Source organism: Mannheimia kashgarensis, from assembly GCF_041807705.1.
In the GTDB taxonomy this organism is placed as follows: Bacteria; Pseudomonadota; Gammaproteobacteria; order Enterobacterales; family Pasteurellaceae; genus Mannheimia.
On the sequence record NZ_JBGTYY010000007.1, the window covers coordinates 1 to 25523 of the forward strand.

Consider the following 25523-nt stretch of genomic DNA (forward strand, 5'->3'; position numbering starts at 1 on the left):
AGTTGGCGATGTAATTTTGGTTCCTGCTGAAGACAAGTAATTTAGATAAGGATATTTTCCTTTAAAATCAAATGGTTACAAACATTAAAATGAAAATATCCTTATAAATCAATTAGTTACACTCTATTTTGTTCGCATAATGACTTACAGATTATGTTACAATTCGAGTGCAGTATAATAGGCTTGCCCCACTGCACGAGAATTTACACATAATCTGCTGTTATGCGAAATAATGACTCTCGAGGTCATTATGGCAAATATTACCCTTTCTCATATCACCCCTAAACACTTCTTTGAAACTGTTAAGCTCTTAAAAACAAATAACCACCGCATCTATTTATCAGTTAATACGCTGGAAGTCCGCTTTCAATATGATTTAAGTGAGAGTAGAGAAGTGAGTGATAAACGTTTTGAGCAACTGGAGCATTTTATGTATTTTCTGCAAGAGTTGGTTAATTCAGATATTCCTATTGAGCTTGATGAGTTTATTAGGACTTATCGTAAATCGCCTAAAAGTCGATTTTTTCGCCGTTGAGGTGGTGTGTGTTTTTTGCTCAAAAAAGTTCGGGAGTTCTGTAACACCCGAACTTTACCGCAATATTCTGCGGTAAAATTAAATTTTAAGTATAAATTTGGGTCTATTTTGTCGTTTCTGTTGTTTTATGAATTAGGTCTTGTTTGGCTTCATTTAAGTAATTTTCTATCATAAAATTGACGACATCAGTCCATTTAGTAACCCGCCCTGTTTTGGCTGTAATTTCTACAGCAACCCTTTCTATTTTCATATGTGTTTCAGCTGGCACACCTAAATTTTTACGTTTGGCAACAGTCATTTTTTGTCCTTCTAAGTCTTCATTAAATGCTTTTATATTGTATTTCACAAAAATGATTTTAAAAATGTGAAGTTGATCACTTGCTCACAAATGATTTTTATCTTAATATATTATCACTTGTGAGCAAGTGAACATAATAAAATAAAAGGTTATTTTATGAACTATCACATTGATTGGTTATCCTTAGAGCAAGATCACGGCTTTGAAATTCCGGAATCCGTGATTGCTTCGCTTTTCGATTTCGGTGTGATTGGCATTCATCTTGATACCGGGGAAATTCAACAGGGCATTAGAACAGGCAAGTATCGTCACAAAGGCAGTTACTGTGATGAGGTATCCATTCAGGTATCCGGCTCAACTATAAAAATGGAAGGCAACCCAAGCCGCTGGGGTAAAACTGAAAATTTACTCGGCTTTACATCTATAGATGCTTGCGTACATTGTTTTAATAACATTCTTGCTAAACTTAAATTACCGCTTTTTACTCGCTGTACAGAGATTTTTCACGGGCAGGGTAAAGACGGAGAAAAAGTACATACCTTTTCAAACGGTGCAATCATTAAAAGATTGGACATCACCACTAATAAATCTGTTGGTAAGGGTAATGAAAGAACCTTTATCAAAGCATTATCACAAATGCGGTATCGCAATTCTATCGGACGTTTACACACTAATGGCTGTACAGCTGATTGGTTGAGTGCAAAAGGTAACGCAAATCTTATTTATCCCTCTTGCTACATCAAACACGAAGAATTACGAATCCACTCTTACGACAAAATCAAAAATAAATTTGGCGAACATTCATCAGAATTTCAGTATTACAAAAAAGTGTACGATTACTGCGAGCAAAATGGGGTAGTTCGTTTTGAGCAAAAACTAAAATCACGCTACTTAAAAAGAGAAAATCTTTGCTATTGGGGGCTTAGCGATTTTTCTAAATTAGAGCAGTTACAAGAGGAGTTCATCAATATGCACAAAAATTTAGGCGTTAGCAAAATAGAGCTACAAACGATAGCAGAACAGCTTGTAAATAAAGGGGTAGTTGACACACTTCGCAAAGCGAATACTACAGCTTATTACGCTATGTTATGGGTCAGTGGACAGGAGTTAGGCATTTCTAGCCGACAATATGAGACACATCGTGCCAGACTTCGCAAAATCGGCATAGACATTGCTAACCCTTGTGATGTGGAAAAATTCCAAGCTGTTCAAGTTATATCCTGCGAACAAATCTTTGTTCGACCGTTTAAAGCACCTGATTTTTATCAATACCCGAGCAACACGCCTATTCTGCGTTTGGTTGCTTAATCATCAACTAACAAGAGGAAATTACTATGCGTACAGGCTTTTACATTGTTGGTGTACTTAAAGGCTACAAAGCCAGCACATTCACTAATCGAGATACCGGCGAAGTTAAAGATAAGCACAATATCGGCATTCAACTTCAAGACCCTGACGGTTACGGCGGTTACAACACCACAACACAGGAAATCAAGGTTGATGAACGTTGCATTAACGAAGGATTTAAAAGAACCATTCAACAACACAAAGACAAGCTGGTAATGATCTTAGTTTACCCACGTGAATGGGCAATGGACGGCGGACGTAAAGGTATTACATATAACTTTGATGAAAATTCAATGATACAGCCAATTGATGAAAATAAATAAATCCTTATAAATCAATAGCTTACATCATTAATTTTCGCATAACGTATATTATGTTAAATAGATGGTTAAAATAATCAAATTCTCTGTAATTAAGTTTATTTCTCCCTAGCAAAATAAAAACGGCCATATTTGCAAAGTTTTTACAAAATATGACCGCTTGTATTTAAAAACAGAATTTAGCCTAACTGCTTAAATGCCTGTAATAAATCTGCTTTAATATCTTCAACGTGTTCTAAACCTACAGAGAAACGTAATAAGGTATTGGTAATACCACGAGCAATACGTTCTTCTTCTGGAATATCCATATGAGTTTGGGTTGCAGGATAAGTAATAAAGCTCTCAGCGCCACCTAAACTTTCAGCAAAGGTAATTAACTTAATGGCTTTAAGGAATTTTGGCACCCATTCTTCTTTTTGTAAGCGGAACGATAACATACCGCTTTTGCCTGCATATAACACGCTGTCAATTTCAGGTTGCTCTGCTAAGAATTTTGCTAATTCTGTTGCGTTAGATTGATGGCGCTCCATTCGTAACGCAAGAGTTTTCATACCACGCACAGCAAGGTAAGAATCAAATGGAGAAAGCACAGCACCTGCACAGTTTTGGAAATAGAATAAACGTTCAGTTAAGTTTTGACCGTTTACTTTGGTTGCTTCAGAATCTTTTGCGACAATTAAACCTGCTAACACGTCATTATGACCTGATAGATATTTAGTCGCACTATGCACAACAATATCCGCACCGTGCTCAATCGGACGGAACAACACAGGGGTTAAGAAAGTGTTATCGACAATCAGCATTAAATTATGTTTTTTCGCAATTTTAGAAATTGCGGCAACATCACACTCCTCCATTAATGGATTTGATGGTGTTTCTACAAAAATCGCTTTTGTGTTTGGAGTAATTGCTGCTTCGATTGCTGATAAATCCGCCGTATTTACATACACAGGCTTTAAGGTATTGTGATTTTTGTGGCTGAAATCAAATAAACGATAAGAACCGCCGTACACATCGCTTGATATAATCCACTCATCAGAGCCTTTGAATAACGACATAATCAGCTGAATGGCTGCCATTCCTGATGCCATTGCAAAACCTGCATCGCCGCCTTCTAAATCGGCAATCCCCTGCTCTAACACGGCACGAGTTGGGTTTTTCGTGCGGGTGTAATCCCAACCTGTTGATTCGCCTAAACCATCACGACCATAAGCGGTAGATAGAATAATGGGGGTTACAACTGCGCCAGTTCTTGGCTCAGTACGGTTACCAATTTGGACTAAAGTGGTTTCAATATTATTGAATTTTGTCATTTTTATTATCCTTCAATTATAGATTGTTTAAATCCAGTACATCGGTCATATCAAACAAGCCATTTTGTTTCGTGCTTAACCATTTTGCGGAACGCACTGCCCCGTTGGCAAATGTCATACGGCTAGAGGCTTTATGAGCAATTTCCACTCGTTCGCCCTCATCAGCAAACCAAACCGAATGCTCGCCAATCACATCGCCCGCACGAATGGTAGCAAAGCCGATTTCATCACGTTTACGCTCGCCTGTAATACCGTTACGCTCAAATACGCCGTGTGTTTTTAAATCACGACCAAGCGTTTTTGCGATATGTTCACCCATTGATAATGCTGTGCCTGATGGAGCATCTACTTTATGGCGATGATGAGCTTCAATCACTTCAATATCGCAATAATCACCCATTACTTTTGCTGCTTTTTCAAGTAATTTGAATACTAAGTTCACGCCAACGCTATAGTTAGAGGCAAATACGATACCAATTTTTTCGGAAGCAACTTTAATTGCAGCTTTGCCTTCATCATCAAAACCGGTTGTGCCAATTACCATTTGTTTGTTGTTTTCAGCACAAATCGCAATATGTTCTAACGTGCCTTCAGGACGAGTAAAATCAATCAAAAGGTCAAATTTATCTGTATTTTCAGCAACGTTATCTAAAACCGTAACACCTAACGAACCAATTCCCACTAGCTCACCAGCATCAGCTCCAACAAGCGATGAGCCTTTACGCTCAAAAGCTGCACCTAACTCTACACCTTCTGCATTATGAACTGCGGTAATTAAGTTACGCCCCATTCTGCCGCCAGCACCGACAATTCCGATTTTTAATGTCATATTTGTTCTTTCCTTTGTATTTATTGTTGTTACAAGCGGTTATTTTTTTGATTAATTTTGCAAATAAATTTCTGATGGTAATTTGAATGGTGGATGAGATGAATAATCGACCAATCTTATTACATTACCTAACTTTTGATAATGAAGCACATATTCAGAGGTTCTTTCTCCAAAAGCCTTTGTTTTATCATATTGTTTAATACCAATATGGTAATGCCAAAGATGATGTTTTTGGGCGTAAGAAACTTTTTCACGCCATTTAGGATCATTAGTTGGTACATTATCAGAAGATTTATTCTTACCTTCTAGATTTTCAAAACCAAAAATCATTAAATGCTGTGCAAATTCAGTAATTGCAAGTTGATCTTGCAAAGGTAAATTTACAAATTCTTTCCTAAATTGCACTGCCATTTCAACAATTAAACCGCTTGAAGTAACCATTGTCTGAGTTCCTCAGGCGATTTTAAGTTACTAGGTAAACGAATAAAATCGTCTTCTACTCGCTCTTTCATTCTCTCCAAATCAAAATTAAATGCCGTAGCATTCGCCAGAGCCTTTTCAATTTTGCGAATATTGGATTTCATACTATCTAAAATCGCGATCGTTCTTGAGCCATCACTAAAATACTGCTGAATATCAAAAATCACGACTTTATTTTGATTGAGGTATTTTTTGAAATCGTCTAAGTCAATTTCAGTCCAAAAATTTGGATTATTTTCAATTGCCTCAATGCAAGCGACTAAAAGCTGATTTGCCATTGTAATTCGAAAATTAAGCAATGAAATTTGCTGCTCGGTTATCGGCTTATCAGTTATTTCAAATGACGGATAAATTGTTGATAACGTTTCTGTCATTGATAAGGGTAAAATTTTCATCATTCCTCCCTATAAATTCAAGTTATTATCCAATTTCTTGCTTAGAAAAACAACTTTCATTTGGCTATTTCTGCCCCATTACCGCAATATGTACGGTAATTTCTTCACGGTCGTGATAGAGATGTTTTGCTTGAATTTTAAACCAGAATCCGTGCTTCGTAAGCTCTTCTTCTAAGAAATTCAGGCAAAGTTGTACTTCTTGATAGCGTTTTTTCATCGGCAGTTTTAGGTTGAAAATAGTTTCCCGACACCAGCCATTGATTAGCCATTTCGCCATTAATTTCGCAATGCGAATGGGCTGCTCTACCATATCACACACTAACCAATCCACTTGCTTACGTTTAGGCGGTTGGAATTTAAAACCATCTTCAGGGCAATGCTCAATTCTACCTGTTTCGTGCAAGCTCGCTGCCATTTTGCCGTGATCGACCGCATACACAAACACACCTCGTTTCACGAGCTGGTAAGTCCAGCCACCCGGGCAAGCTCCGAGATCAGCGCCTGTCATCGAATCATTAAAGCGTTTCTGTTCTTCTGCTTGTGGGATAAAGGTTAAAATCGCCTCTTCTAGTTTAAGTGTGGAGCGGCTTGGTGCATCAGCAGGGAATTTTAAGCGAGGAATACCCATAAAAAACGGCGATTTATTATGATTATAGGCATAACCGACATAGCAAGCTCCTGAACGAATAAACAGAATATGCAAGCTCACACTACCCTTTGCATTTTCTGATTTACTCAGCCAGCCTTGTTTTTTCATTGCTGAACGCAACGGAACAGTAAATTTCCGACAGAAGGTTAATAACTCTTTGGCTTCATTAGTATCAGGCGTTTCAACAAACACATCTGAACTATTACGAGGGTTTAATTCAGCATATTGTTGCAAAATAGGCGAAATTCTGTCATTTTCAGGCAGGTTTTGCAGCAGTTCGCCCACAACAATCATTTGGCGAACAAAAATAAGCTGCTCAAATTTTAGTTCTTGGGCTAATTTATCCGCCTCCCCTGCTTGGTAGCACTCGAAAATGACATAACCGCTGTTTTCTTTGAGGTTCGCAAAGCCAAAAATGCCAAGCTGTGCCGCCTTGTCTGAAATTTCTCCAGCCACTTCTTTTTCAAAACCTGCACGGCAATATAGGGCTAATTTGTTGAAACTTGATTTATTTAACATTAGCGACTTCTCACACTAATATAAATTAAAGCAGTCCAACCGAACATAAAGCACAGCCCACCAATAGGCGTAAACCAATGGATAGTCGGAATATCTAATGCTCTTAAGTAAAGATTGCCACTAAACAGCAAAATCCCTAACGCCCAACTTCCGCCGATAATATTAAAGGCTTTAGCTCTACAAGCGGGTGGATTTTGCACAAAATTTGCAACTTGAAACAAGCCTAATGCTAGTAATGCAATGGTATGAAACATTTGGTATTTAATGCCTATATCAATCCAGCCTAATGCTTTAGGTGATAACTGAGCGGACAAAGCGTGGCTGGCAATCGCCCCAAATGCAACCGTGAACAAACCGCTTAATGCGGCAAGAGTGATGAATTTGTTTTTCATAAGGTTTATGGAGATAATTAAGAATGGCTTACTATATCATATTATGAAAGCTAACAAGCGGTGAAATTTTGCAAAAAAATTACAAAAAATCACCGCTTATATCAGAAGATTGTAGAGATATTTTATACATAATAAAACAAGCAGCTATTCTCATAACTGCTTGTTTTAAACGTTCTTCATTTATTAATCAAAGATTTTTAATTTTCTCAAAATAAAAATTAATAATGCAGCGCCTAACACACCGAAAAAGATTCCAACCACATTGAAATCTCCCGCTTTATATGCTGAACCAATGCCTAATACATCACCAAATAGCCAACGCCCTAAAGATGAACCAACAATACCTACAATGATATTTTTACAAAGACCACCTTCACTTTTCATTACAATTGAGGCTAACCAACCAATAATAGCACCAACAATAATTGCAGCAATCCAGCCCATAAATACTCCTTGTTTATTTAAAAGTCACAAATATAAATTCTGAGCCATTTACTCTACTATAGTAAAAGCAATAACACAACCCTTTTCAGAATTTAATCTAAAAAGTCTCCTGAGCTTCTTTTAATAAACTGTTTGGAATATTAATTTTCAATTCTTTCGCTGTTTTTGTATTAATAGAAAGCTCTAACTTACTTACTTCTTGTGTTGGAATCTCACCAGGTTTTTCACCTTTTAACACTCTGGCAGCAGTTTTACCCGTTGCAGTGCCAATATCATACTGATTCACTGCATAAGCTGCAAGAGCACCACGCTCAACGGTATCTCTGTCTGAGGCAATCACAGGGATTTTTGCTTCTAATGCTGCTTTATGCAAGGCTTCATAAGCAGATACAACACTGTTATCTTCTGAAATATAAATCGCTTGTACTTTACCATTTAAACTGCGAGCTGCTGTGCCAATATCTGCACTACGTTGAACTGCAACAGGCACAACATTAAAGCCTTGCTTTTTCGCTTCTTCTTTTAGCTCTTCTAACACAATAGTGGAATTCACTTCACCTGCACTATAAACATAACCGACTGATTTTAATTCAGGCACTAAGGTTTGAATTAATTTCACTTGAGGTGCAATTGGTTTATGATCTGAAATCCCTGTTACGTTCGTGCCTGAAGGCTCCCAAGATTTCACTAATTTTGCTGCAACCGGGTCAGTTACGCCTGAGAAAACAATAGGAATAGAACGAGTTGCAGCTACCACAGGCTGTGCTGAAGGGGTTGTAACCGGAATAATAATATCTGCTTTATCGCCAACAAATTTACGGGCAATTTGGGCGGCTGTTGCAGTGCTACCTTGTGCGGATTGATAGTCAATTTTGATGTTTTTTCCATCAATAAAACCTTCACGCTCAAGTTCTTCGATCACACCTTTACGAATAGAATCTAATGCTGGGTGATCGACAATCGCCGTAATTGCCACATTTTGAATTTTATCTTGGCTGAATGCAGTAACAGAAAACGCACTTAATACGGCAACTAATAATGTTTTACGAAATTTCATAGATACTCCTTGATTTGAATTTTGCACTATCATAATAGTACAGTTTTATCTAAAGATAAGTAATTTTAGAAATTTGTGCAAGTGGAATTTTTTATTTTTCTATAAACATATTTTAACTGATTAAATATTATCCTTTTTCCTCTTAACCCAATTCTTTGTAAACTCTTTTAGATTATTGTAATAACGTGTAGAATAAGCAGTTATTTTAATTAGGACACTAGAGAGAACTATGAGCGAAGAAATTTTAACGGCTGAAACAGAAACTCGAGCCAATTTTATTACCCATATTATTGATGAAGATTTAGCAAGTGGAAAGCATAACAACGTTTACACTCGTTTCCCACCTGAGCCAAACGGCTATTTACATATCGGACACGCAAAATCTATCTGCCTAAACTTTGGTATCGCTCAAGACTACAAAGGCAAATGTAACCTGCGTTTTGATGACACCAACCCTGTGAAAGAAGATGTGGAATATGTAGATTCTATTAAACAAGACGTTGAATGGTTAGGCTTTAAATGGGAAGGCGAGCCACGTTATGCCTCAGATTATTTCGACCAACTTTATGGTTATGCTATTGAATTAATCAATAAAGGTTTAGCTTATGTGTGCGAACTTTCACCAGAAGAAATGCGTGAATATCGTGGTACTTTAACTGAGCCAGGCAAAAACAGCCCATATCGTGATCGTTCTGTTGAAGAAAACTTAACCCTATTTGAAAAAATGAAAAATGGTGAATTTGCTGAAGGTAAAGCAAGTCTGCGTGCCAAAATTGATATGGCATCGCCATTTATCGTAATGCGTGATCCTGTGCTTTACCGTGTAAAATTTGCTTCGCATCACCAAACTGGCGATAAATGGTGCATTTACCCAATGTACGATTTCACGCACTGTATTTCTGATGCAATCGAGCGAATCACGCACTCAATTTGTACGTTAGAGTTCCAAGATAACCGCCGTTTATATGACTGGGTATTGGAAAACATTAGCATTGAGCGTCCGTTACCACACCAGTACGAATTTTCACGTTTAAATTTAGAAGGCACTCTTACTTCTAAACGTAAATTATTGAAATTAGTCACCGATGGCATTGTAGATGGTTGGAACGACCCTCGTATGCCAACCATTTCAGGTTTACGCCGTCGTGGTTATACCCCAGCTTCACTGCGTGAATTCTGCCGCCGTATTGGGGTAACCAAGCAAGATAACGTAGTTGAATATTCTGCTCTTGAAGCTTGTATTCGTGAAGATTTAAACGAAAACGCACCTCGTGCAATGGCTGTGATTAACCCTGTGCGTGTGGTTATCGAAAACTTTGGCGAAAAAGAGATCTTAAAAGCGCCAAACCACCCTAACCGCCCTGAATTAGGCGAGCGTGATTTGCCATTTACCCGTGAGCTTTATATTGATGAAGCAGACTTCCGTGAAGAAGCCAATAAGCAATATAAACGCTTGGTCTTAGGTAAAGAAGTGCGTTTACGCAATGCCTATGTGATTAAAGCCGAGCGTGTGGAGAAAGATGCAAACGGTCGAATTTCAACTATTTTTTGCACATACGACCCTGAAACATTGGGTAAAAACCCAGCTGACGGTCGCAAAGTAAAAGGCGTGATTCATTGGGTATCGGCTGAAGATAACAAACCGGCAGAGTTTCGTATTTACGACCGCTTATTTACGGTAGCAAATCCGGGAGCAGCTGAAGATATTAGTGAAGTGCTAAACCCACAATCTCTTTTAGTAAAACACGGTTTTGTTGAGCCTAGCTTAGTAGATGCCAGACCAGAACAGGGTTACCAATTTGAGCGTGAAGGCTACTTCTGCTTAGACAGCAAAGATGGTTCAACGGATAACTTAGTTTTCAACTTAACCGTTAGCCTAAAAGAAAGCGTGGCTTTCTAAATCATTTCAAATGAGAGAATACCGACAATCATGTCGGTATTTTTCATCTAAACGTTCAGAAATCCAACCATAAAAAAAGCCCCAAATTGGGGCCACTCGGAAAGCAAATTTATGTATTAGGTTGCTAGATACAACACTTATTCTTGTTGGAATAAGAGTAAGCGAATTTGCTTATGGTTTCAAACAAATTTTGTAAAAAATGCTAACTAATGTTTAAAATTGTGATCTACTTCATATTTTTCTTGCTTAATGTAGTAAAACTCCAATATAAAAAGCCCTCAATAATGAGGGCTAGTCTTAAAAAGCAAACAATTAAACAATACCTTGCTCTAACATTGCATTTGCCACTTTTTTGAAACCAGTAATATTCGCACCGTTTACATAGTTTACGAAACCATCTGCTTCTGTGCCGTTTTCCACACAGTTTTCGTGGATTGCTTTCATAATGTTGAATAAACGCTGATCCACCTCTTCACGGCTCCAAGATAGACGAATTGCATTTTGGCTCATTTCTAAACCTGATGTTGCAACGCCCCCTGCGTTTGCCGCTTTACCCGGTGCGTAAAGTATTTTTGCACCGATAAACACTTCAACACCACCTAATGTGGTTGGCATATTCGCACCTTCTGCCACGCACACACAGCCGTTTTTCACTAACTCTTTCGCATCTTCAGTATCTAATTCGTTTTGTGTTGCACAAGGTAATGCAATATCACATTTCACACCCCAAGGTTTTTGACCGTCAAAGTATTTTAATCCCTGCTCTTGTGCATATACTGATAAACGTTCACGGCGTTCATTTTTAAGCTCTAATAGTGCTTGTAATTGAGCTTCTGTCATACCTGATTCAGGGAATAATACATAACCATTTGAATCAGAAACAGTTAATACTTTACCACCTTTTTGAATCACTTTTTCAGCCGCATATTGCGCTACGTTACCTGAACCTGAGATAACAACGGCTTTGCCTTCAATTTTCTCACCTTTAGTCGCAAGCATGGATTCTGCAAAGTAAACTGCACCATAACCTGTTGCTTCCGGACGAATTAAGCTACCGCCCCAAGTGAGTGATTTACCGGTTAATACGGACGTAAATTCATTGCGTAATTTTTTGTATTGACCGAACATATAGCCGATTTCACGGCCGCCCACACCAATATCACCAGCTGGAACGTCTGTATCAGCACCAATGTGGCGGTATAATTCGCTCATAAACGCTTGGCAGAAACGCATAACTTCTGCATCAGATTTACCTTTAGGGTCAAAGTCTGAACCACCTTTACCACCGCCCATTGGTAACGTTGTTAAAGCATTTTTAAATACTTGTTCAAAGGCTAAGAATTTTAATACGCCTAAATCTACAGTTGGGTGGAAACGGATACCACCTTTGTACGGGCCGATTGCTGAGTTCATTTGAACACGGTAGCCACGGTTTACTTGGACTTGACCTTTATCATCTACCCAAGTTACACGGAAACTAATCACACGCTCTGGCTCAACAATGCGCTCTAATAAACCTTGCTGAGTATATTTTGGGTTTTTAGCTAAGAATGGGGCAAGGCTACCAAATACCTCTTCAACCGCTTGGTGGAATGGTGCTTGGTTAGGATCGCGTTGTTTGATTTTTTGGAAAAGGGCATTTAAATCGTTCATTGGATACTCCTGAAATTTTTATGTGATGTTGTGTTTAAGATGTACGAAGTCTAACAAGCAAATTTATATTTGAAAAGAGGGATTAGAAAAATTTATTATAAAAATTAGAAAAACTAAGTCTAAATGCTGTTTTTTTATGCAAAATAGAAAACCCATCTTATTTACAAGATGGGTTTATTGCATTTTAAGTATAAATTCGTTATTTATGCCCTACATTTGCATTGCTATCGTCAATTTTTGAAACCAATCCATTTGAATCAAAATAAACAAATAAATTACGTTGCTCAGGGTCTTTGTAGGCTTCACGTTTAATAAAGACATAATCCCAACGGTAGGTTTCAAAAATGTTTTTAAGCATTGGCGTTCCAAGCAGATATTCTACTTGTTCGGGTGTCATACCCACTCTCAGTTGATCGATTTTATCTTGCTCTAAGTAATTGCCCTGCGGCACATCAATTCGATACACCACTTTTTCTACTGTTGAACAGGCTGTTACACTCATTGCAACTAAAAGGGCTGCTAAAAGAGATTTCATTTTCATAGATTTGACCTTTTGATAATACAAAATTCAGATAATTAGATAATACCTAAACCAGCAAAAATTTTCCATTATTTATTACGTTCTAGCTGATCACGCAAGTTAGCTGGTAATCCTTTGATTGTTAAAGTATCGTTTAGTTCATCCCAAATCAAACGTTCGCCTAACAATTCTGCATTAAAACTAATGGTAACGCCTTTTCCTGAACCTGAAAACTTAGTAAGTGTTTTTAACGCATTACGCATTGGCGGAATGTTTTCTTCTAAGCCATATTCCTGATCTTGAGTGAATTGTGCAAAATCCATCTCATTTAGCGTAGGCATTGCATTTGAAAGTTCATTTAGTGCAATTTCCTCACCACTACTCATTTGCCCTTTGCAATAATCAAATACTTGCTTTTTAACTTCTCTCGTTTGTGGTGCAGATAATTCCCCTTGCTCACAATAATCACTTACCGCTTGCAACAAGGTTTGATTTTGTAATTGTGGGTTAAAACCTTCTTCTGCACTTAAGAAATCCATAAAGAAATCAGCAATCTTACGCCCTACTCTGCCTTTTACAAAGGTTAAATAACGGTTTGAGGTCGCGTCAAGTTTCAATTCAGTTAAATTAATACGACAAGCAATATCATATTGAGCAACTTCTAAATATTGTGTGCGTTTAATCTCTAACTTTTCATCAACCAACATTGAGTTACGGCTATCAATTAAAGCAATAAATAGATACTCTGTGGCTAGAAATGTATAACGGCAAAGAATAAATGTACCGCCATCAGCAAACGGATATTTTACCAATTCTGTTGCCAACATTTTGGCACAACTATGGCTAAACGGTAGAAAATCGATCTCTTTTTCCAGTAAACGATTAAGTTGCTGGGCAAATACCGATTCTGGCTTAAATATACCATAAGCCTTAGCCTTACCTTGATAAGCTTGATGCAGTTGCAACATCATTTGATCAACTTCAGGTGAAATCTCTAAGAGATTTTCACGCAAAAACGTATTGAGTTCTGGGTTTTCGCCCTCTGTTTTATTTAATTGATGCAATACGACTTCTGAAACATTAATGCTCATTTATTCACTTCTCTTTATTCCAAATAACAGAAAAAGATATTATCATTAATCCACTCATTTTTCATTATTAAGGAGAATTAAAGATGCCAACTATTATTCATACAGAAAATGCACCTGCTGCAATCGGTCCTTATGTTCAAGCGGTTGATTTAGGAAGTATGGTTTTCACTTCAGGTCAAATTCCGGTGAATCCTGAAACAGGGGAAATTCCAACCGCTATCGTTCAGCAAACCCGCCAATCACTCAATAATGTCAAAGCGATTGTTGAACAAGCTGGCTTAACGGTTGCAGATATTGTCAAAACTACGGTATTTGTAAAAGACTTAAATGATTTCGCCATTGTAAATGCGGAATACCAAGCCTTTTTCCAAGAACACGAACATCCTAACTTCCCTGCACGTTCTTGTGTTGAAGTAGCACGTTTACCAAAAGACGTTGGTATTGAAATCGAAGCTATCGCTATTCGCAGATAACAAGCGGTTATTTTTTTGAGATTTTTTGCAAATGGATAACATTATCCCAAATTGGAATATTCCCAAGCATATTCACGCATTTACCACTATCAGAACAGGCGGGGTCAGCAAGCCGCCTTTTGATAGTTTTAATTTAGGTAACCACGTCAATGATGATCCTCAAGATGTGGCTCAAAACCGAGCATTGCTTGTGGAGAAATTTCATTTACCACAATCTCCGCTATTTCTCACACAAACACACAGCACGAGAGTGATTGAACTCCCCTACTCAGGCGAAGATATTGAAGCAGATGCGGTTTACACTAATCAGCCTAATCAAGTCTGTTTAGTGATGACGGCAGACTGTTTACCAGTGCTGTTTGTGAGTAAAGACGGAAAAGAAATTGCCGCTGCCCACGCAGGTTGGCGAGGATTATGCGATGGCATTTTGGAAGAAACAGTCGCAAAATTCCAATGCCCACGCAATGAAATTTCTGCTTGGTTAGGGCCTGCAATCAGCGAAAAAGCCTTTCAAGTTGGAAAAGAGGTCATTGAGCAATTTTGTGCATTTGACCCAAGAGCAGAAGAGGCATTTATTCAAGATAGCTCTACAAGCGGTAAGTTTTTGGGAAATCTTTACCAAATTGCTACTCAACGCCTCAATAAACTCGGTATTACCGAGATTTCAGGCGGAGAATACTGCACTTATACCCAAGTAGATCTATTTTTCTCTTATCGCCGAGATAAACAAACTGGACGAATGGCAACCTTAATTTGGCGAGAAGAATAATACTCTACATCTATTCTTAGCTCGCTTAAGAATTAACCGAGTAATCTTATACTACTAGACGACTACTCGGTTTTTCTTTATAATCCACATCACTCTATCCCCCCATAGCTCAGTGGTTAGAGCAGGCGACTCATAATCGCTTGGTCGCTGGTTCAAGTCCGGCTGGGGGGACCATTTAAGCGTTGCATATTGTCTTTCATTGTCTCAAATTTACTATAAAATCAAGAACTTAGATTATTTTATAGTCTCTTATTGTCTTCTTTAGTTGCATTGTATCTTAGCGTTTATGATCCCTAAAATGATCCCTATTTTGAAAACGGGAAAATTTAGGGATCATAAACTTCGATAAACCCTTAATATATCAAGGATTAGAAGAAATGACTGCAACTAAAAAAACACTTTCAGACACATTACTAAAAAATCTTAAATATTCCCCAAATGCGAAGCCTATCGCAGACAGTAACGGGCTATTTATTCTTGCACAGAAAAAAGCGAAAGTATGGATTTATAGCTATATCAGCCCCAAAACAGGCAAGCGAAGCACAAAAAATAGAATCGGTAGCTATCCGCAAATGAGCTTAGTGGAACAATCCCCACAGGTATTTGAACAAATCGCACGTCTTTAAAATATTAAATTAAGAGAAAGCACTATTTGCGATGTAGCAGGAGATAAAACAATGTTTGATGAATTAAAAATAGCCCAAGCGACCGCCTATTTGCTACATAAGGCAGGCGGAACAATGGAGCAAGCGAGATTGAAAGCATTTTAGAGCAACAGACAGAAAAAGGAGAAATGGATAACCTTTTCAAGGGCTTAATCAATGCTTGAAGTCAAAAAACAAGCAACTATTCTTAGACCGAACAACTACGGCAAGGTAGAGAACTCCTACAAGCATTTATATATTCTGCTTACCGATCCTTGTTTTGATGGAGAAACCGGTAAAGGAGATATGATTTTAAGTGTAAACTGCTCAAGCATTAAAAACGAAAAAGCACTTGATAAAACTTGTATTTTAAAGGCAGGAACACACGAATTTATTACACGCGACAGCTTCATTTTCTACCGCCATATAAGAATTGATTCGTTAGATGAGATTAAGGCAAATATAGAAGCCGAAAAGCCCTAATTAATGATGAAGCCTATCAACAAATACTAAAAGGCGTACTATCGTTAAAATCAGTAACGCCTAGATATAAACGCTTCCTAAAAAATGCAATCCGCCAAAGTGCTTGCCCTGATATTCTAGCCGAACCTTAAGCCGTTGATGAAAATTAGCGGCTTTTTGCCCTTTAACCACTACCAAAACCGCTAATATTTACCTACCCTCTAAAAGTGGCTAACAGTGGGTAAAAATCAAAGTTACCCACTTAACCCACTGAGTGGGTTAAATTTCAAAAAGTTTTAAATTTTTTCTTTTATTCAAAAATAAAATTTCCCAAGAACTAATTTTTAGCTACGGCGATAGCTCGAAATATCTGTTTATAAAATAACCTAATTAATAAGGCACTTTGGATTTTAGTTATATCCTGAAAAATCAAATTAGAAAGAAACCTTATCCATCAATACTTGAAGCTATTAAGTTCAAGTCTTGACCAGGCACCATTTGACTAAATTTAGTTCAACAGAGCTAAACGAAAAAACCTTAGAAAGCCTGTAAAATCAACGTTTACAGGCTTTTTTGTTGTTTTAGCTCAATGGCACTAAACATTTCATATCGCAAATTTTAAGTAGCCTAGCAAATTTTCCGCCAAATATGACCGCTTGTAATGCCGTTAGGTTATTGCCTGGCGGCCTTTTTGTTACAGCTCTTATATTTTTTACACCAAAGTTCAGAAAAAAGTCACTTTTATCACTAACATTAAGATGAAACCTTGATACAAAGCTTGGGCTTCGGTGATATTTAAAAAATATCACTTTTTTCAATAATTGTGACAAATCTCTCAGATTTTTTTATTTCTTTGTGCTTAAATCTTAATCATAAAATGCCGTTACAATTACTTGCTATCTGGTATTTTATACATAAGATTGGACCATATAATAGCTGTTCAGCTAAAAATTAGTTTTTGCACTTTATCCCCCTAATGGAGAAAATGATGAGAAAAATCAATCAGTTAATCATATCCCCATACTTTTTTCTAAGTATTTTATCTGCTTCCGCTAACTCTGATTTTTGGAAAAGCGACCTTAATTTTAATCTCACAAATATTACCAAGCGTGTCGGAGTCGATAACTTTACCACTCCAGTAGCTGGCGAGCCTTGGGCTGGTATTGGTCCAAATGGTGAAGCTGCAGGTACTGCGCCATTATATTATAGCCGTATTCCAGCTATGCAAGTTACCGAAGATAACAAATTAGTTGTTATGTTTGATTTACGCTGGAATCGTGCGTATGACCAAGATCGTATTGATCCTGGTATTGCGATTTCTTCCGATGGTGGCCATACTTGGACGAAGAAAACCGCTTGGTCTTTTGATAGAACTAATCACCCAGCACGCCGTTCAATGGATCCAACGCTATTACATAATCCTATTGATAATAGTTTATATGTAATGCACGGAACTTGGTCTATGTCGGATCAACAATGGTATGGTGGGCGTGTTCCTCACTTTAATAGTGGCAGCTGGGCAGCTACCATTTATAAATCTACTGATGGTGGTTTAAATTGGGAGAAAAATACTGAGTTTAGTAAATTCAGCAATTTAGACGTATTTTCTAAAGTCACCAAAAATGGAAAACCTACCTTAGGCTTTTTAGGCGGGGTCGGATCTGGAATTGTAATGCAAGATGGTACGTTGGTTTTCCCAATTCAAACCGCACATCAAAATGGTATTGCGACCACTATTATGTATTCTAAGGATAATGGGAAAACTTGGGATATGCCAGAAATTAACAACCCAGTTGCACCGAACCAAAGTTCTTTAGAAAATATGGTGTTTGAACTCGAACCGGGTAAGCTAGTGATGACTGGACGAGGAAACAGTCGCTGGGCATACTCTTCTACTGATATGGGTAAGACCTGGGAATTATTTACTCCAACTAATGGATTATTACCAACTAGCTCACAACCAACTCAAGGCTCTTCTATCTATGTAACACTACCAAATGGTCGAAAAGTGCTACTAATCTCTAAACCAGATGGAAAGAATGATGGATGGAAAAGGGGTGATATTACACTTTGGATGCTAGATGCAAAAGATCCATCGCACAAACACAAGGTGCATATTATTCGTCCAGGTTCAGGTAATGCCGCTGGTGCTGGTTATTCCTCTTTAGCCTATAAAGAAGGGAATTTATTTGTTGCTTTTGAAAACGATGGTGATATTTCAGTAAAAAATTTAACTGAATATATTGCTGAAATGGAAGCAAAAGCTATCGAATGGGGATTACCAGATGAACTTACTCCTGCTTTGGATAAAATCAATGCACTGCCTTATCTCAATAAAGCTCAAAAAGAGACGCTAGTCGAAAAAATGCGTCGTGCTAATGATACTGCGATTGCACAATCTTTTGTGATTAACAAAGAAATGTATAATCTGAAAAACAATAGTGATGAGCTGGATAAATTGGCAAAAAATATTACTAAAGCACTGCCGTCTCAACAGAATATTTATCAAAGAGCCTTAGCTTATGTGAATAAAGTCACCAATACAGCGGATACCACTTATTTAAATTATAATGGTATTATGGATACGTATGCTAATTTATATGAAAGCTATTTGGCTTTAAATACTAAATTAGACTTCACTCGCTACATCCAAAAAGCGAGAAAGTTCAATGAATATAACACTGATATTTTATATCGTAGCTTTGATAATTTCTTTGCCCATTACGACACAGGTGTAAAACACAATAATCTATCCTTAGGCTTGAATACAAAATTAAGTGAGAATTTACGTGGTGGCTTATTCTTTGAATACAGTAATAAAAATCGTAATAGCGTACAAATTGGTGCAAGAGCTAAATATGAAATGGATAATCACCAACTTTCTGGCTTCTTACGCTATCGTGGCGTAAAACATAAAGATATGCTAGCACGTAATAACAGTGTTGATGGCTACCTAAATTATGCTTATCGTATTCAATTAGATGATAAATTAAGCATTAGCCCATCAGTTGGTGCTTACGTTTCACGTTCTTCTCGCTCATTAATAGATGAAGATCTTGCGATTAATAGCCGCACGGTCTATGCAAGTGATCTAGGATTGAATATCCATTATAAGCTAAATGATATTGATGCTTATATTCGTCCAAGTATAGGGTTTGTCAATGGTGATATAACTTTATCTCAATCTAATGATATGACAAACACATACAAAATAAAGGATAAAAGTAACGTGTATTCTGTCACGACAGGGTTGAAAAAACGCTTTGCAAATGGTGTGGCATTAGGGGCTGATTTCAAATTACATCGTTATGGTTCTCAAACTACTGAAAGTAATTTCGGTCTAAATGTGAGTTATAACTGGTAATACCGTAAACTGATTACGATTTAAAAGTTAGACTAGCCCAAGACTGAGTTCTATATTCCATAGAGCTCAGTCTTTTAATTTTTCTTTCTCGATAAGAATATTTTATATTTCAACCTTAATCGAGAATGTAATTAGTCGTGAAAATCTAAGTAGTGATTGAGTTTTTTTATTCAATCACTACTTTAGCAATATAATCTAAATGACGATATTTTTGGGCATAATCAATCCCATAACCCACCACAAATTCATCGGGGATCTCAAATCCCACCCATTTTACGGGCACATCAACTTCGCGGCGGCAAGGTTTATCTAATAAAGTACAAATAGCAAGTGAATTTGGCTCACGTAACTTGAGAATCTCCCCTACCTTGCTTAAGGTGAAGCCAGTATCAATAATATCTTCTACAATCAATACATCTTTACCTTGAATTTCGCCATCTAAATCTTTGAGAATTTTGACATCACGGCTGGATTCCGTGCTGCTGCCATAGCTTGATGCGGTTAGAAAATCCACTTCTACAGGTAACTCTAGCTTTCTTACTAAATCTGCCATAAACATAAACGAGCCTCGCAATAAACCAACCACTACAAGGTTTTGGCACTGTTTTTGGTGATAGTGTTGATTGATTTCTTTTGCTAATTCATTGATTCGGTTTAATACTTCTTCTTTTGAATGTAGCGTTTCAATATGATGTTTTTCCATTGATTTCTCCAAATAAAATTGATTATAAGCGGCCGTTTTTACTCGCCTGAAACCATCATTTTTTCTAATAAGATTGAACCTGTTTGGATATTTGAGCGGTGTTCAATATCATCGCCTACCGCCACTAAATTTTTATACATATCTTGCAGTTGCCCTGCAATGGTAATTTCCGCTACAGGGTATTGAATTTCACCGTTTTCTACCCAAAATCCTGCTGCACCTCGAGAGTATTCCCCTGTTACGCTATTAATCGCAGAACCTAGCATTTCCGTTACTAATAATCCTTTTCCCATTTCCTTAAGTAACGTATTTAAACCACCTTGACGATTTGGTTTAACTAACCAGTTATGAATACCACCTGCGTGTCCTGTACTTTTTAACCCCATTTTACGCCCTGAATAGCTAGTCATTAAATACGTTTGTAGCACACCATCAGTAATAATTTCACGGTTTTGGGTAATTACACCTTCACTATCAAACGCAGAAGAGGCTAATTGACGCAACAAATGCGGACGCTCTGAAATCGCAAACCATTCAGGCAGAATCTGTTCGCCTAATTTATCTAATAAGAAACTTGATTTGCGGTATAATGCACCGCCACTAATAGCTCCGGCCAAATGCCCCACTAAACCGGTTGCCACATCGTTATAGAAAATCACAGGCATTTCGCCGGTCTTAATTCGTTGCGGATTCAATCTATCTACCGCTTTAATTGCAGCTTGCTCCCCTACCCATTTCGGTGCTTGTAATTTATCAAATTCACGGGAAATCGTGTATTCATAATCACGCTCCGGTTGATCTTGATATTCTGAAATCAGGCTACAAGACAGTGAATATCGGCTAGAGAGATAACTTTGTAGCATTCCGTGCGTATTGCCATACACTCTAACCCCACTATGGGAATTAAATGTCGCCCCATCACTGTTTACAATATGTTCATCAGCATTTAAACCATAATGTTCGGCTTCAATAACAAGCTCTACTGCCTGATCAACCGAAATATTCACTTGGTGGTAAAGGTCTAAATCAGGGGCTTCAAAGGCTAACATCTCTTTATCGGCAAGCCCTGTACAATCATCTTCTGACGTATATTTTGCAATAGCCAGCGCTGCTTCGATCGTTTTTTGAATGGATTGTGGTTGTAAGTCAGAGGTTGAAGCATTGCCTTTGCGTTTGCCTAAATAAACGGAAATACCAAGCGAACCATCATTATTAAACTCAATATTTTCAACTTGCTCTAATCGGCTAGAAACTGAAAGCCCAGCAACTTTGGTTATGCCAACTTCTGCCTCTGCCCCTGCTTTTTTTGCAAAATTTAAGGCAAATTCGACCGCTTGTCGTAGCTCCTGTTCTTGCTGTTGTAAGGTTTGTTTATCTGTAATCGACATTCTTATTCCATATTCTTGATTTCAATGATTCATATATTCTAACTCAAATTTCTGCTAGAATATGGCATTTTTTAGAATTTGCACAAAAAAGGACACATAATGGCTAGAAAACGTAGCAAAAATGAGATTGATTGGACAGATGATGAAGAGGAAATCATCTGGGTCAGTAAAAGTGAAATTAAACGAGATTCCGAGCATTTAAAGAAAATCGGGGCAGAATTAATTGAATTAACGCCACAAAACTTAGAGAAAATTCCGCTTGATGATGATCTAAAAGAGGCAATCCGCCAAGCTCAAGGATTTAAAATGGAAGCTCGCCGTCGCCAAATTCAATTTATTGGCAAGTTATTGCGAAATCGAGATCCTGAGCCAATTCAAGAGGCGTTAGATAAAGTAAAAAATCGCCATAATCAGCAACAGGCGTTATTACATAAATTAGAATTAGTGCGAGATCAACTTATCGTAATGGGTGATGCCTCATTAGATAATCTTTTAAATGAATACCCTCATTTAGATCGCCAACATTTACGCAATTTAATTCGTGGGGCAATTAAAGAGCGTGAAGCGAATAAACCTGCGAAAAATTATCGTGAAATTTATCAATATTTAAAAACTGGAATTGCGGAGTGATTATTATGGATTACCTATCAACTATTCTTAAAGCCCATTTTGGCTTAGCTTATATCAGCTTAGTATTATTATTAGTGCGTGGTTTTTTAGCCGCTAAAGCGGTTGATTGGAGACAATATGCTGTCTTACGCATTGTCCCACATATTGTGGATACCATCTTATTGGTAACAGGTATTGCTGCGGTTATTATTTTCCTTGCGTATGACTTTTTTACATTGTCCCAATTTAGCTGGTTATTACCTAAAATTCTATTTTTAGTGTTGTATATCATTTTTGCAACCAAAGCGTTCAAAAAAGGACAGCCTTTCTCATTAAAATTCTATTTACTTTCAGTATTCTCATTTATGATGATTATGCTTACCGCAACCTTTAAATAGGATTATTATGATCGGACCTTTTGTTAATGCAGGAGCTATTATTCTAGGCGGATTACTGGGGGCTTATTTAGGCAGCCGTTTGCCTGAACGACTTCGCACTATATTGCCGCTGATTTTTGGTTTATGCTGTTTTGGCTTAGGTATGATGCTAACCGCTTCGGTAAAATATATGTCTGCCGTTGCTCTAGCTCTAATTCTTGGCACAATTATTGGCGAGTTAATCTATCTTGAAAAGAAGATCGGAAAAGCTGCCAGCTCAGCACAAGGCATTATTGATAAAATTTTTCCGCCAAGACATTCCCTTTCTCAAGAAGAATTTCTGGAAAAGTTTATTGCGATTCTTGTGCTTTTCTGCGTAAGTGGCACAGGCATTTTTGGTGCTATTAATGAAGGCATAACAGGCGATCCAAGTGTTCTATACATTAAATCCATCTTGGATTTCTTTACCGCAATGATCTTTGCAACATCATTAGGTTATGTAGTTACGACTGTTGCCCTACCGCTTGTCATTATTCAAGTGATATTAGTTTTACTTGCCTCAATCATAATGCCGCTAACTACACCAAATATGTTAGCTGATTTCTCAGCAACGGGCGGATTGCTGCTCTTTGCTACAGGTTTCCGCATTTGTGGTATTAAAACCTTCCCTGTGGCAAATATGCTGCCTGCATTACTGTTAGCAATGCCAATCTCTTATCTTTGGGAACGACTAGTGAGTTAATGATGAAAAAGCGTATTATTGTCGGCATTAGTGGTGCAAGCGGTTTTCAATATGGCTATAAAGTGCTTGAGTTACTCAAACCTTTTGAAGACATTGAAACCCACCTAGTTATCACAAAAGGGGCTGAACTAACTCGAACGCTTGAGACAGATTACGAGCGAGAAGCCCTACACCAGTTAGCGGATGAAGTGCATTCTCTACAAAATGTGGGAGCAAGCATTGCAAGTGGCTCGTTTAAAACCGCAGGTATGATTGTTGCCCCCTGCTCTATGAGAACCCTTGCCTCTATTGCGAATGGTTTTAGTGATAATCTACTTATCCGTGCCGCTGATGTAGTGCTAAAAGAACGCCGTAAATTGGTATTAATGGTAAGAGAAGCACCGCTTAATCTTGCTCATATTGATAATATGCGAAAAGTAACCGAAATGGGCGGTATTATCTTCCCCCCAATTCCTGCCTTTTATCAAAAGCCAACTAGCCTTGATGAGATGGTAACCCATAGCGTTGCTCACGCTCTTTCATTGCTGGATATTGAAATCCCAAATATACCTCATTGGGGGGAATAAATCGGGCTTATCTTTTCCTGTTCCAAATGTTAAAATACCTGATAAATTTGATCAGGTATTTTTATTTATGACAAACCCAATCCCAAGCCATATTATTGATTTTATCCAATCTAACCACGTTGTAAATTTCGCTACTCATAATAATGATGATTTTTGGGCGGCGAATTGCTTTTATGCTTTTGATCAAGAAAACGCTCGTTTAATCATTCTAACAGCTAAAAAAACCAGACACGCCCAAATTATGCTAGAAAACCCACAGATTGTTGGCACTATTTGTGGGCAAATTGAAAAGATAAAAGAAATTGAAGGCGTACAATTTTCCGCTACAGCAAAATGTTTAGAAGACAAAGAGACTGAAAAAGCAGCATTGCAAATTTATTACGAAAAACACCCGCTTGCACGCTTAAAACCGAGCGATGTTTGGGAGATTTCTTTTAATACTATCAAGCATACGGGTAATAAATTTGTCTTTGCACAAAAAAGTATTTGGAGTAAAAATGCTACGCAATCCCCTTAATTTTATCTCTTTTTACCTGACTTGGCGTTATACCGAAATTTTTCTTAAATGCTGTCGAAAAATTTTCTGCATTCGAATAACCAGCTAATTCAGCGACTTGCATAACACTACGTCCATCCAGCAAAGCATTATAAGATTGCTCTAAGAAAGGTTCAGATTCATTGTGCTGTAAGAAGATCTCATCGATAAGCCTAAGCATTGACTGCGTTACCGTAATAGAATACGGTTTTAAATGTTGTTTAAATTGATGGTAACTTGATAGATTGAGATAGCTTTCCATAATCCATTTAGGATAAAGAAAAACAACTAGCTCTTTTTGGTATTGCCCTTTTTGAAATACCTTTTTTCCCATTTCTGAACGGTTCAAGGGTAAAAAAGCTGCTTTAGGCTTAGCCCTTGCATCTAATTCAAAATAACCTGAATCAAAATGAATTTCTGAACGCCCATTCAACAAAATAACCAATCTTAAACCTGATTCAAATAGGGCTTGCTCTTGCTCTACGGTAGCGTTTACTTGAATGTCCGTATATTTCAACATAAGGTCTGTACGAAATCGGTATAGCTCTACTCTTCCCACTATATTTTTATTTTCATCAATGAAAATCGTCTTTCTCATACAAATTTTATTCCCCATAGGAAAAGTTTTATTTTACAAAGGTTTTTTGCCTAAAAACAAGATATATTAATAATAATTCTTATTTATGGAGAAATTTATGAAAAAAACAATATATTCACTCTCTTTAATTAGCCTAGCCTTGATGACATCTTATGTATCAGCAAACGATAACAAGGCAACTCTCGATACTATTGATGTAAAAGAAAAACTTGCTGCGACTACAGGTTATATCCCTGTTTATACTACTGTCGGAACAAAAAACGTAACATCATTATCCCGTACACCTTTTAGTATTAATGTCGTTTCATCTGATTTAATGCAGGATCAAGCTGTGCGTTCTGTCACTGAAGCCGTTGCTTATACCTAGGGTATGGTAGGTGGTTATCGGGGTATAATGCACTCATTGAAATTTCGATTCGTGGTATTGGGCATAAAAGCGATGGTGGCACAATTCCAATATATTTAAACGGTTCTCGCTACCAAACAGCATTTGAAATTGATCCCTTCTTCTTAGAAAGCATCAATATCATTAAAGGTCCAAATTCTATTTT

At 37.5% G+C, this 25523-nt stretch carries 30 protein-coding genes, 1 tRNA gene and 1 pseudogene; 17 read left to right on the forward strand and 15 right to left on the reverse strand.

Features of this window, described 5'->3' with window-relative positions; genetic code table 11:
- Positions 1 to 250: 250 nt before the first annotated feature.
- The gene (locus ACERCF_RS04665) at positions 251 to 535 is read left to right on the forward strand and encodes a hypothetical protein (RefSeq protein WP_020824063.1); all 285 of its coding nucleotides are present in this window, start codon (positions 251 to 253) and stop codon (positions 533 to 535) included.
- 103 nt (positions 536 to 638) lie between these two features.
- Here ACERCF_RS04665 and ACERCF_RS04670 read toward each other — a convergent pair whose 3' ends face one another.
- Positions 639 to 833, reverse strand: a complete 195-nt coding sequence (locus ACERCF_RS04670; protein ID WP_373624788.1) for a hypothetical protein — start codon at positions 831 to 833, stop codon at positions 639 to 641.
- 156 nt (positions 834 to 989) lie between these two features.
- Between ACERCF_RS04670 and ACERCF_RS04675 the strand changes: the two genes are divergently transcribed.
- Positions 990 to 2141 carry a phage/plasmid replication domain-containing protein gene (locus ACERCF_RS04675; protein ID WP_373624789.1) on the forward strand — a complete coding sequence of 384 codons (1152 nt, stop codon included), beginning with the start codon at positions 990 to 992 and terminating at the stop codon, positions 2139 to 2141.
- A 26-nt stretch (positions 2142 to 2167) separates the two neighbouring features.
- Positions 2168 to 2503 carry a DNA-binding protein gene (locus ACERCF_RS04680; protein WP_020824066.1) on the forward strand — a complete coding sequence of 112 codons (336 nt, stop codon included), beginning with the start codon at positions 2168 to 2170 and terminating at the stop codon, positions 2501 to 2503.
- A 176-nt stretch (positions 2504 to 2679) separates the two neighbouring features.
- Here the strand turns inward: ACERCF_RS04680 and ACERCF_RS04685 are convergent, their stop codons facing one another.
- The 8 genes from ACERCF_RS04685 to ACERCF_RS04720 all read right to left on the reverse strand — a co-directional run bounded on the left by ACERCF_RS04685 (position 2680) and on the right by ACERCF_RS04720 (position 8578).
- Complete coding sequence (locus ACERCF_RS04685; protein WP_373624790.1) at positions 2680 to 3813, reverse strand: methionine biosynthesis PLP-dependent protein; 1134 nt, start codon at positions 3811 to 3813, stop codon at positions 2680 to 2682.
- A 16-nt stretch (positions 3814 to 3829) separates the two neighbouring features.
- Positions 3830 to 4642, reverse strand: a complete 813-nt coding sequence (gene dapB / locus ACERCF_RS04690) for a 4-hydroxy-tetrahydrodipicolinate reductase (protein WP_373624791.1) — start codon at positions 4640 to 4642, stop codon at positions 3830 to 3832.
- Positions 4643 to 4693: 51 nt separating this feature from the next.
- Positions 4694 to 5083 carry a hypothetical protein gene (locus tag ACERCF_RS04695; RefSeq protein WP_373624792.1) on the reverse strand — a complete coding sequence of 130 codons (390 nt, stop codon included), beginning with the start codon at positions 5081 to 5083 and terminating at the stop codon, positions 4694 to 4696.
- Positions 5062 to 5517 (reverse strand): hypothetical protein, encoded by a 456-nt coding sequence (locus tag ACERCF_RS04700; RefSeq protein ID WP_373624793.1) that lies wholly within the window; start codon positions 5515 to 5517, stop codon positions 5062 to 5064. Before ACERCF_RS04700 ends, ACERCF_RS04695 begins: the two co-directional genes overlap by 22 nt.
- Positions 5518 to 5581: 64 nt before the next feature.
- Complete coding sequence (gene rlmM, locus ACERCF_RS04705) at positions 5582 to 6685, reverse strand: 23S rRNA (cytidine(2498)-2'-O)-methyltransferase RlmM (RefSeq protein ID WP_373624794.1); 1104 nt, start codon at positions 6683 to 6685, stop codon at positions 5582 to 5584.
- A complete protein-coding gene (locus tag ACERCF_RS04710) occupies positions 6685 to 7077 on the reverse strand; it encodes a DUF423 domain-containing protein (RefSeq protein WP_373624795.1) in 393 nt (130 codons plus the stop codon). Before ACERCF_RS04710 ends, rlmM begins: the two co-directional genes overlap by 1 nt.
- A gap of 183 nt (positions 7078 to 7260) precedes the next feature.
- A complete protein-coding gene (locus ACERCF_RS04715; protein ID WP_373624796.1) occupies positions 7261 to 7521 on the reverse strand; it encodes a GlsB/YeaQ/YmgE family stress response membrane protein in 261 nt (86 codons plus the stop codon).
- A gap of 97 nt (positions 7522 to 7618) precedes the next feature.
- Positions 7619 to 8578, reverse strand: a complete 960-nt coding sequence (locus tag ACERCF_RS04720) for an ABC transporter substrate-binding protein (RefSeq protein ID WP_373624797.1) — start codon at positions 8576 to 8578, stop codon at positions 7619 to 7621.
- A gap of 229 nt (positions 8579 to 8807) precedes the next feature.
- Here ACERCF_RS04720 and glnS point away from each other — a divergent pair, with 229 nt between their 5' ends.
- Positions 8808 to 10478, forward strand: coding sequence for a glutamine--tRNA ligase (gene glnS, locus ACERCF_RS04725; protein ID WP_373624799.1), 1671 nt, complete (start codon positions 8808 to 8810; stop codon positions 10476 to 10478).
- 312 nt (positions 10479 to 10790) lie between these two features.
- Here glnS and gdhA read toward each other — a convergent pair whose 3' ends face one another.
- The 3 genes from gdhA to yejK all read right to left on the reverse strand — a co-directional run bounded on the left by gdhA (position 10791) and on the right by yejK (position 13742).
- The gene (gene gdhA / locus ACERCF_RS04730) at positions 10791 to 12131 is read right to left on the reverse strand and encodes an NADP-specific glutamate dehydrogenase (RefSeq protein WP_373624800.1); all 1341 of its coding nucleotides are present in this window, start codon (positions 12129 to 12131) and stop codon (positions 10791 to 10793) included.
- 199 nt (positions 12132 to 12330) lie between these two features.
- Positions 12331 to 12672 carry an outer membrane protein assembly factor BamE gene (gene bamE, locus ACERCF_RS04735; protein WP_373611956.1) on the reverse strand — a complete coding sequence of 114 codons (342 nt, stop codon included), beginning with the start codon at positions 12670 to 12672 and terminating at the stop codon, positions 12331 to 12333.
- Between the two features lie 68 nt (positions 12673 to 12740).
- Positions 12741 to 13742: a nucleoid-associated protein YejK gene (gene yejK / locus ACERCF_RS04740; RefSeq protein ID WP_373611955.1), complete on the reverse strand. Its 1002-nt coding sequence runs from the start codon at positions 13740 to 13742 to the stop codon at positions 12741 to 12743.
- An 83-nt stretch (positions 13743 to 13825) separates the two neighbouring features.
- Between yejK and ACERCF_RS04745 the strand changes: the two genes are divergently transcribed.
- The 6 genes from ACERCF_RS04745 to ACERCF_RS04770 all read left to right on the forward strand — a co-directional run bounded on the left by ACERCF_RS04745 (position 13826) and on the right by ACERCF_RS04770 (position 19454).
- Positions 13826 to 14215 (forward strand): RidA family protein, encoded by a 390-nt coding sequence (locus ACERCF_RS04745; RefSeq protein ID WP_373624801.1) that lies wholly within the window; start codon positions 13826 to 13828, stop codon positions 14213 to 14215.
- Positions 14216 to 14246: 31 nt separating this feature from the next.
- A complete protein-coding gene (gene pgeF / locus ACERCF_RS04750; RefSeq protein WP_373611951.1) occupies positions 14247 to 14984 on the forward strand; it encodes a peptidoglycan editing factor PgeF in 738 nt (245 codons plus the stop codon).
- Positions 14985 to 15082: 98 nt separating this feature from the next.
- Positions 15083 to 15158 (forward strand) — tRNA-Ile (locus ACERCF_RS04755).
- Between the two features lie 203 nt (positions 15159 to 15361).
- Entirely contained in the window at positions 15362 to 15610 is a 249-nt protein-coding gene (locus tag ACERCF_RS04760) for an Arm DNA-binding domain-containing protein (RefSeq protein WP_006250244.1), read from the forward strand.
- A gap of 195 nt (positions 15611 to 15805) precedes the next feature.
- Positions 15806 to 16111, forward strand: a complete 306-nt coding sequence (locus ACERCF_RS04765; RefSeq protein WP_373624802.1) for a hypothetical protein — start codon at positions 15806 to 15808, stop codon at positions 16109 to 16111.
- 955 nt (positions 16112 to 17066) lie between these two features.
- The gene (locus ACERCF_RS04770; RefSeq protein WP_373624803.1) at positions 17067 to 19454 is read left to right on the forward strand and encodes an exo-alpha-sialidase; all 2388 of its coding nucleotides are present in this window, start codon (positions 17067 to 17069) and stop codon (positions 19452 to 19454) included.
- 166 nt (positions 19455 to 19620) lie between these two features.
- Here the strand turns inward: ACERCF_RS04770 and hpt are convergent, their stop codons facing one another.
- Together hpt and pmbA are read right to left on the reverse strand one after the other, a co-directional pair.
- Complete coding sequence (hpt, locus tag ACERCF_RS04775; protein WP_006249222.1) at positions 19621 to 20157, reverse strand: hypoxanthine phosphoribosyltransferase; 537 nt, start codon at positions 20155 to 20157, stop codon at positions 19621 to 19623.
- Between the two features lie 38 nt (positions 20158 to 20195).
- Entirely contained in the window at positions 20196 to 21545 is a 1350-nt protein-coding gene (gene pmbA, locus ACERCF_RS04780; protein WP_373624804.1) for a metalloprotease PmbA, read from the reverse strand.
- Between the two features lie 99 nt (positions 21546 to 21644).
- On the opposite strand from pmbA, the gene yjgA reads away from it, so the two are divergent.
- The 5 genes from yjgA (at position 21645) to ACERCF_RS04805 (ending at position 24356) form a co-directional block, all read left to right on the forward strand.
- Positions 21645 to 22175, forward strand: a complete 531-nt coding sequence (yjgA, locus tag ACERCF_RS04785) for a ribosome biogenesis factor YjgA (RefSeq protein WP_373624805.1) — start codon at positions 21645 to 21647, stop codon at positions 22173 to 22175.
- Between the two features lie 5 nt (positions 22176 to 22180).
- A complete protein-coding gene (locus ACERCF_RS04790; RefSeq protein ID WP_373624806.1) occupies positions 22181 to 22552 on the forward strand; it encodes a SirB2 family protein in 372 nt (123 codons plus the stop codon).
- Between the two features lie 7 nt (positions 22553 to 22559).
- The gene (locus ACERCF_RS04795) at positions 22560 to 23273 is read left to right on the forward strand and encodes a DUF554 domain-containing protein (protein WP_373624807.1); all 714 of its coding nucleotides are present in this window, start codon (positions 22560 to 22562) and stop codon (positions 23271 to 23273) included.
- Positions 23274 to 23275: 2 nt separating this feature from the next.
- On the forward strand, positions 23276 to 23839 hold the full coding sequence (locus tag ACERCF_RS04800; protein ID WP_373624808.1) for a UbiX family flavin prenyltransferase: 564 nt from the start codon (positions 23276 to 23278) through the stop codon (positions 23837 to 23839).
- Between the two features lie 67 nt (positions 23840 to 23906).
- Complete coding sequence (locus ACERCF_RS04805; protein WP_373611939.1) at positions 23907 to 24356, forward strand: pyridoxamine 5'-phosphate oxidase family protein; 450 nt, start codon at positions 23907 to 23909, stop codon at positions 24354 to 24356.
- On the opposite strand, the gene ACERCF_RS04810 is transcribed toward ACERCF_RS04805, so the two are convergent.
- The gene (locus tag ACERCF_RS04810) at positions 24340 to 24972 is read right to left on the reverse strand and encodes a helix-turn-helix domain-containing protein (protein WP_373624809.1); all 633 of its coding nucleotides are present in this window, start codon (positions 24970 to 24972) and stop codon (positions 24340 to 24342) included. The genes ACERCF_RS04805 and ACERCF_RS04810 overlap by 17 nt on opposite strands.
- Positions 24973 to 25069: 97 nt before the next feature.
- On the opposite strand from ACERCF_RS04810, the gene ACERCF_RS04815 reads away from it, so the two are divergent.
- Together ACERCF_RS04815 and ACERCF_RS04820 are read left to right on the forward strand one after the other, a co-directional pair.
- Positions 25070 to 25339, forward strand: coding sequence for a hypothetical protein (locus ACERCF_RS04815; RefSeq protein WP_373611937.1), 270 nt, complete (start codon positions 25070 to 25072; stop codon positions 25337 to 25339).
- 89 nt (positions 25340 to 25428) lie between these two features.
- Positions 25429 to 25491, forward strand: a pseudogene (locus ACERCF_RS04820) (hypothetical protein); the annotation flags it as partial.
- Positions 25492 to 25523 lie beyond the last annotated feature (32 nt).

Coding starts and splice junctions, on each gene's coding strand:
- ACERCF_RS04665 (WP_020824063.1), top strand. CDS start 251: ATGGCAAATATTACCCTTTCTCATATCACCCCTAAACACTTCTTTGAA.
- ACERCF_RS04670 (WP_373624788.1), bottom strand. CDS start 833: ATGACTGTTGCCAAACGTAAAAATTTAGGTGTGCCAGCTGAAACACAT.
- ACERCF_RS04675 (WP_373624789.1), top strand. CDS start 990: ATGAACTATCACATTGATTGGTTATCCTTAGAGCAAGATCACGGCTTT.
- ACERCF_RS04680 (WP_020824066.1), top strand. CDS start 2,168: ATGCGTACAGGCTTTTACATTGTTGGTGTACTTAAAGGCTACAAAGCC.
- ACERCF_RS04685 (WP_373624790.1), bottom strand. CDS start 3,813: ATGACAAAATTCAATAATATTGAAACCACTTTAGTCCAAATTGGTAAC.
- dapB (WP_373624791.1), bottom strand. CDS start 4,642: ATGACATTAAAAATCGGAATTGTCGGTGCTGGCGGCAGAATGGGGCGT.
- ACERCF_RS04695 (WP_373624792.1), bottom strand. CDS start 5,083: ATGGTTACTTCAAGCGGTTTAATTGTTGAAATGGCAGTGCAATTTAGG.
- ACERCF_RS04700 (WP_373624793.1), bottom strand. CDS start 5,517: ATGAAAATTTTACCCTTATCAATGACAGAAACGTTATCAACAATTTAT.
- rlmM (WP_373624794.1), bottom strand. CDS start 6,685: ATGTTAAATAAATCAAGTTTCAACAAATTAGCCCTATATTGCCGTGCA.
- ACERCF_RS04710 (WP_373624795.1), bottom strand. CDS start 7,077: ATGAAAAACAAATTCATCACTCTTGCCGCATTAAGCGGTTTGTTCACG.
- ACERCF_RS04715 (WP_373624796.1), bottom strand. CDS start 7,521: ATGGGCTGGATTGCTGCAATTATTGTTGGTGCTATTATTGGTTGGTTA.
- ACERCF_RS04720 (WP_373624797.1), bottom strand. CDS start 8,578: ATGAAATTTCGTAAAACATTATTAGTTGCCGTATTAAGTGCGTTTTCT.
- glnS (WP_373624799.1), top strand. CDS start 8,808: ATGAGCGAAGAAATTTTAACGGCTGAAACAGAAACTCGAGCCAATTTT.
- gdhA (WP_373624800.1), bottom strand. CDS start 12,131: ATGAACGATTTAAATGCCCTTTTCCAAAAAATCAAACAACGCGATCCT.
- bamE (WP_373611956.1), bottom strand. CDS start 12,672: ATGAAAATGAAATCTCTTTTAGCAGCCCTTTTAGTTGCAATGAGTGTA.
- yejK (WP_373611955.1), bottom strand. CDS start 13,742: ATGAGCATTAATGTTTCAGAAGTCGTATTGCATCAATTAAATAAAACA.
- ACERCF_RS04745 (WP_373624801.1), top strand. CDS start 13,826: ATGCCAACTATTATTCATACAGAAAATGCACCTGCTGCAATCGGTCCT.
- pgeF (WP_373611951.1), top strand. CDS start 14,247: ATGGATAACATTATCCCAAATTGGAATATTCCCAAGCATATTCACGCA.
- ACERCF_RS04760 (WP_006250244.1), top strand. CDS start 15,362: ATGACTGCAACTAAAAAAACACTTTCAGACACATTACTAAAAAATCTT.
- ACERCF_RS04765 (WP_373624802.1), top strand. CDS start 15,806: ATGCTTGAAGTCAAAAAACAAGCAACTATTCTTAGACCGAACAACTAC.
- ACERCF_RS04770 (WP_373624803.1), top strand. CDS start 17,067: ATGGAGAAAATGATGAGAAAAATCAATCAGTTAATCATATCCCCATAC.
- hpt (WP_006249222.1), bottom strand. CDS start 20,157: ATGGAAAAACATCATATTGAAACGCTACATTCAAAAGAAGAAGTATTA.
- pmbA (WP_373624804.1), bottom strand. CDS start 21,545: ATGTCGATTACAGATAAACAAACCTTACAACAGCAAGAACAGGAGCTA.
- yjgA (WP_373624805.1), top strand. CDS start 21,645: ATGGCTAGAAAACGTAGCAAAAATGAGATTGATTGGACAGATGATGAA.
- ACERCF_RS04790 (WP_373624806.1), top strand. CDS start 22,181: ATGGATTACCTATCAACTATTCTTAAAGCCCATTTTGGCTTAGCTTAT.
- ACERCF_RS04795 (WP_373624807.1), top strand. CDS start 22,560: ATGATCGGACCTTTTGTTAATGCAGGAGCTATTATTCTAGGCGGATTA.
- ACERCF_RS04800 (WP_373624808.1), top strand. CDS start 23,276: ATGAAAAAGCGTATTATTGTCGGCATTAGTGGTGCAAGCGGTTTTCAA.
- ACERCF_RS04805 (WP_373611939.1), top strand. CDS start 23,907: ATGACAAACCCAATCCCAAGCCATATTATTGATTTTATCCAATCTAAC.
- ACERCF_RS04810 (WP_373624809.1), bottom strand. CDS start 24,972: ATGAGAAAGACGATTTTCATTGATGAAAATAAAAATATAGTGGGAAGA.
- ACERCF_RS04815 (WP_373611937.1), top strand. CDS start 25,070: ATGAAAAAAACAATATATTCACTCTCTTTAATTAGCCTAGCCTTGATG.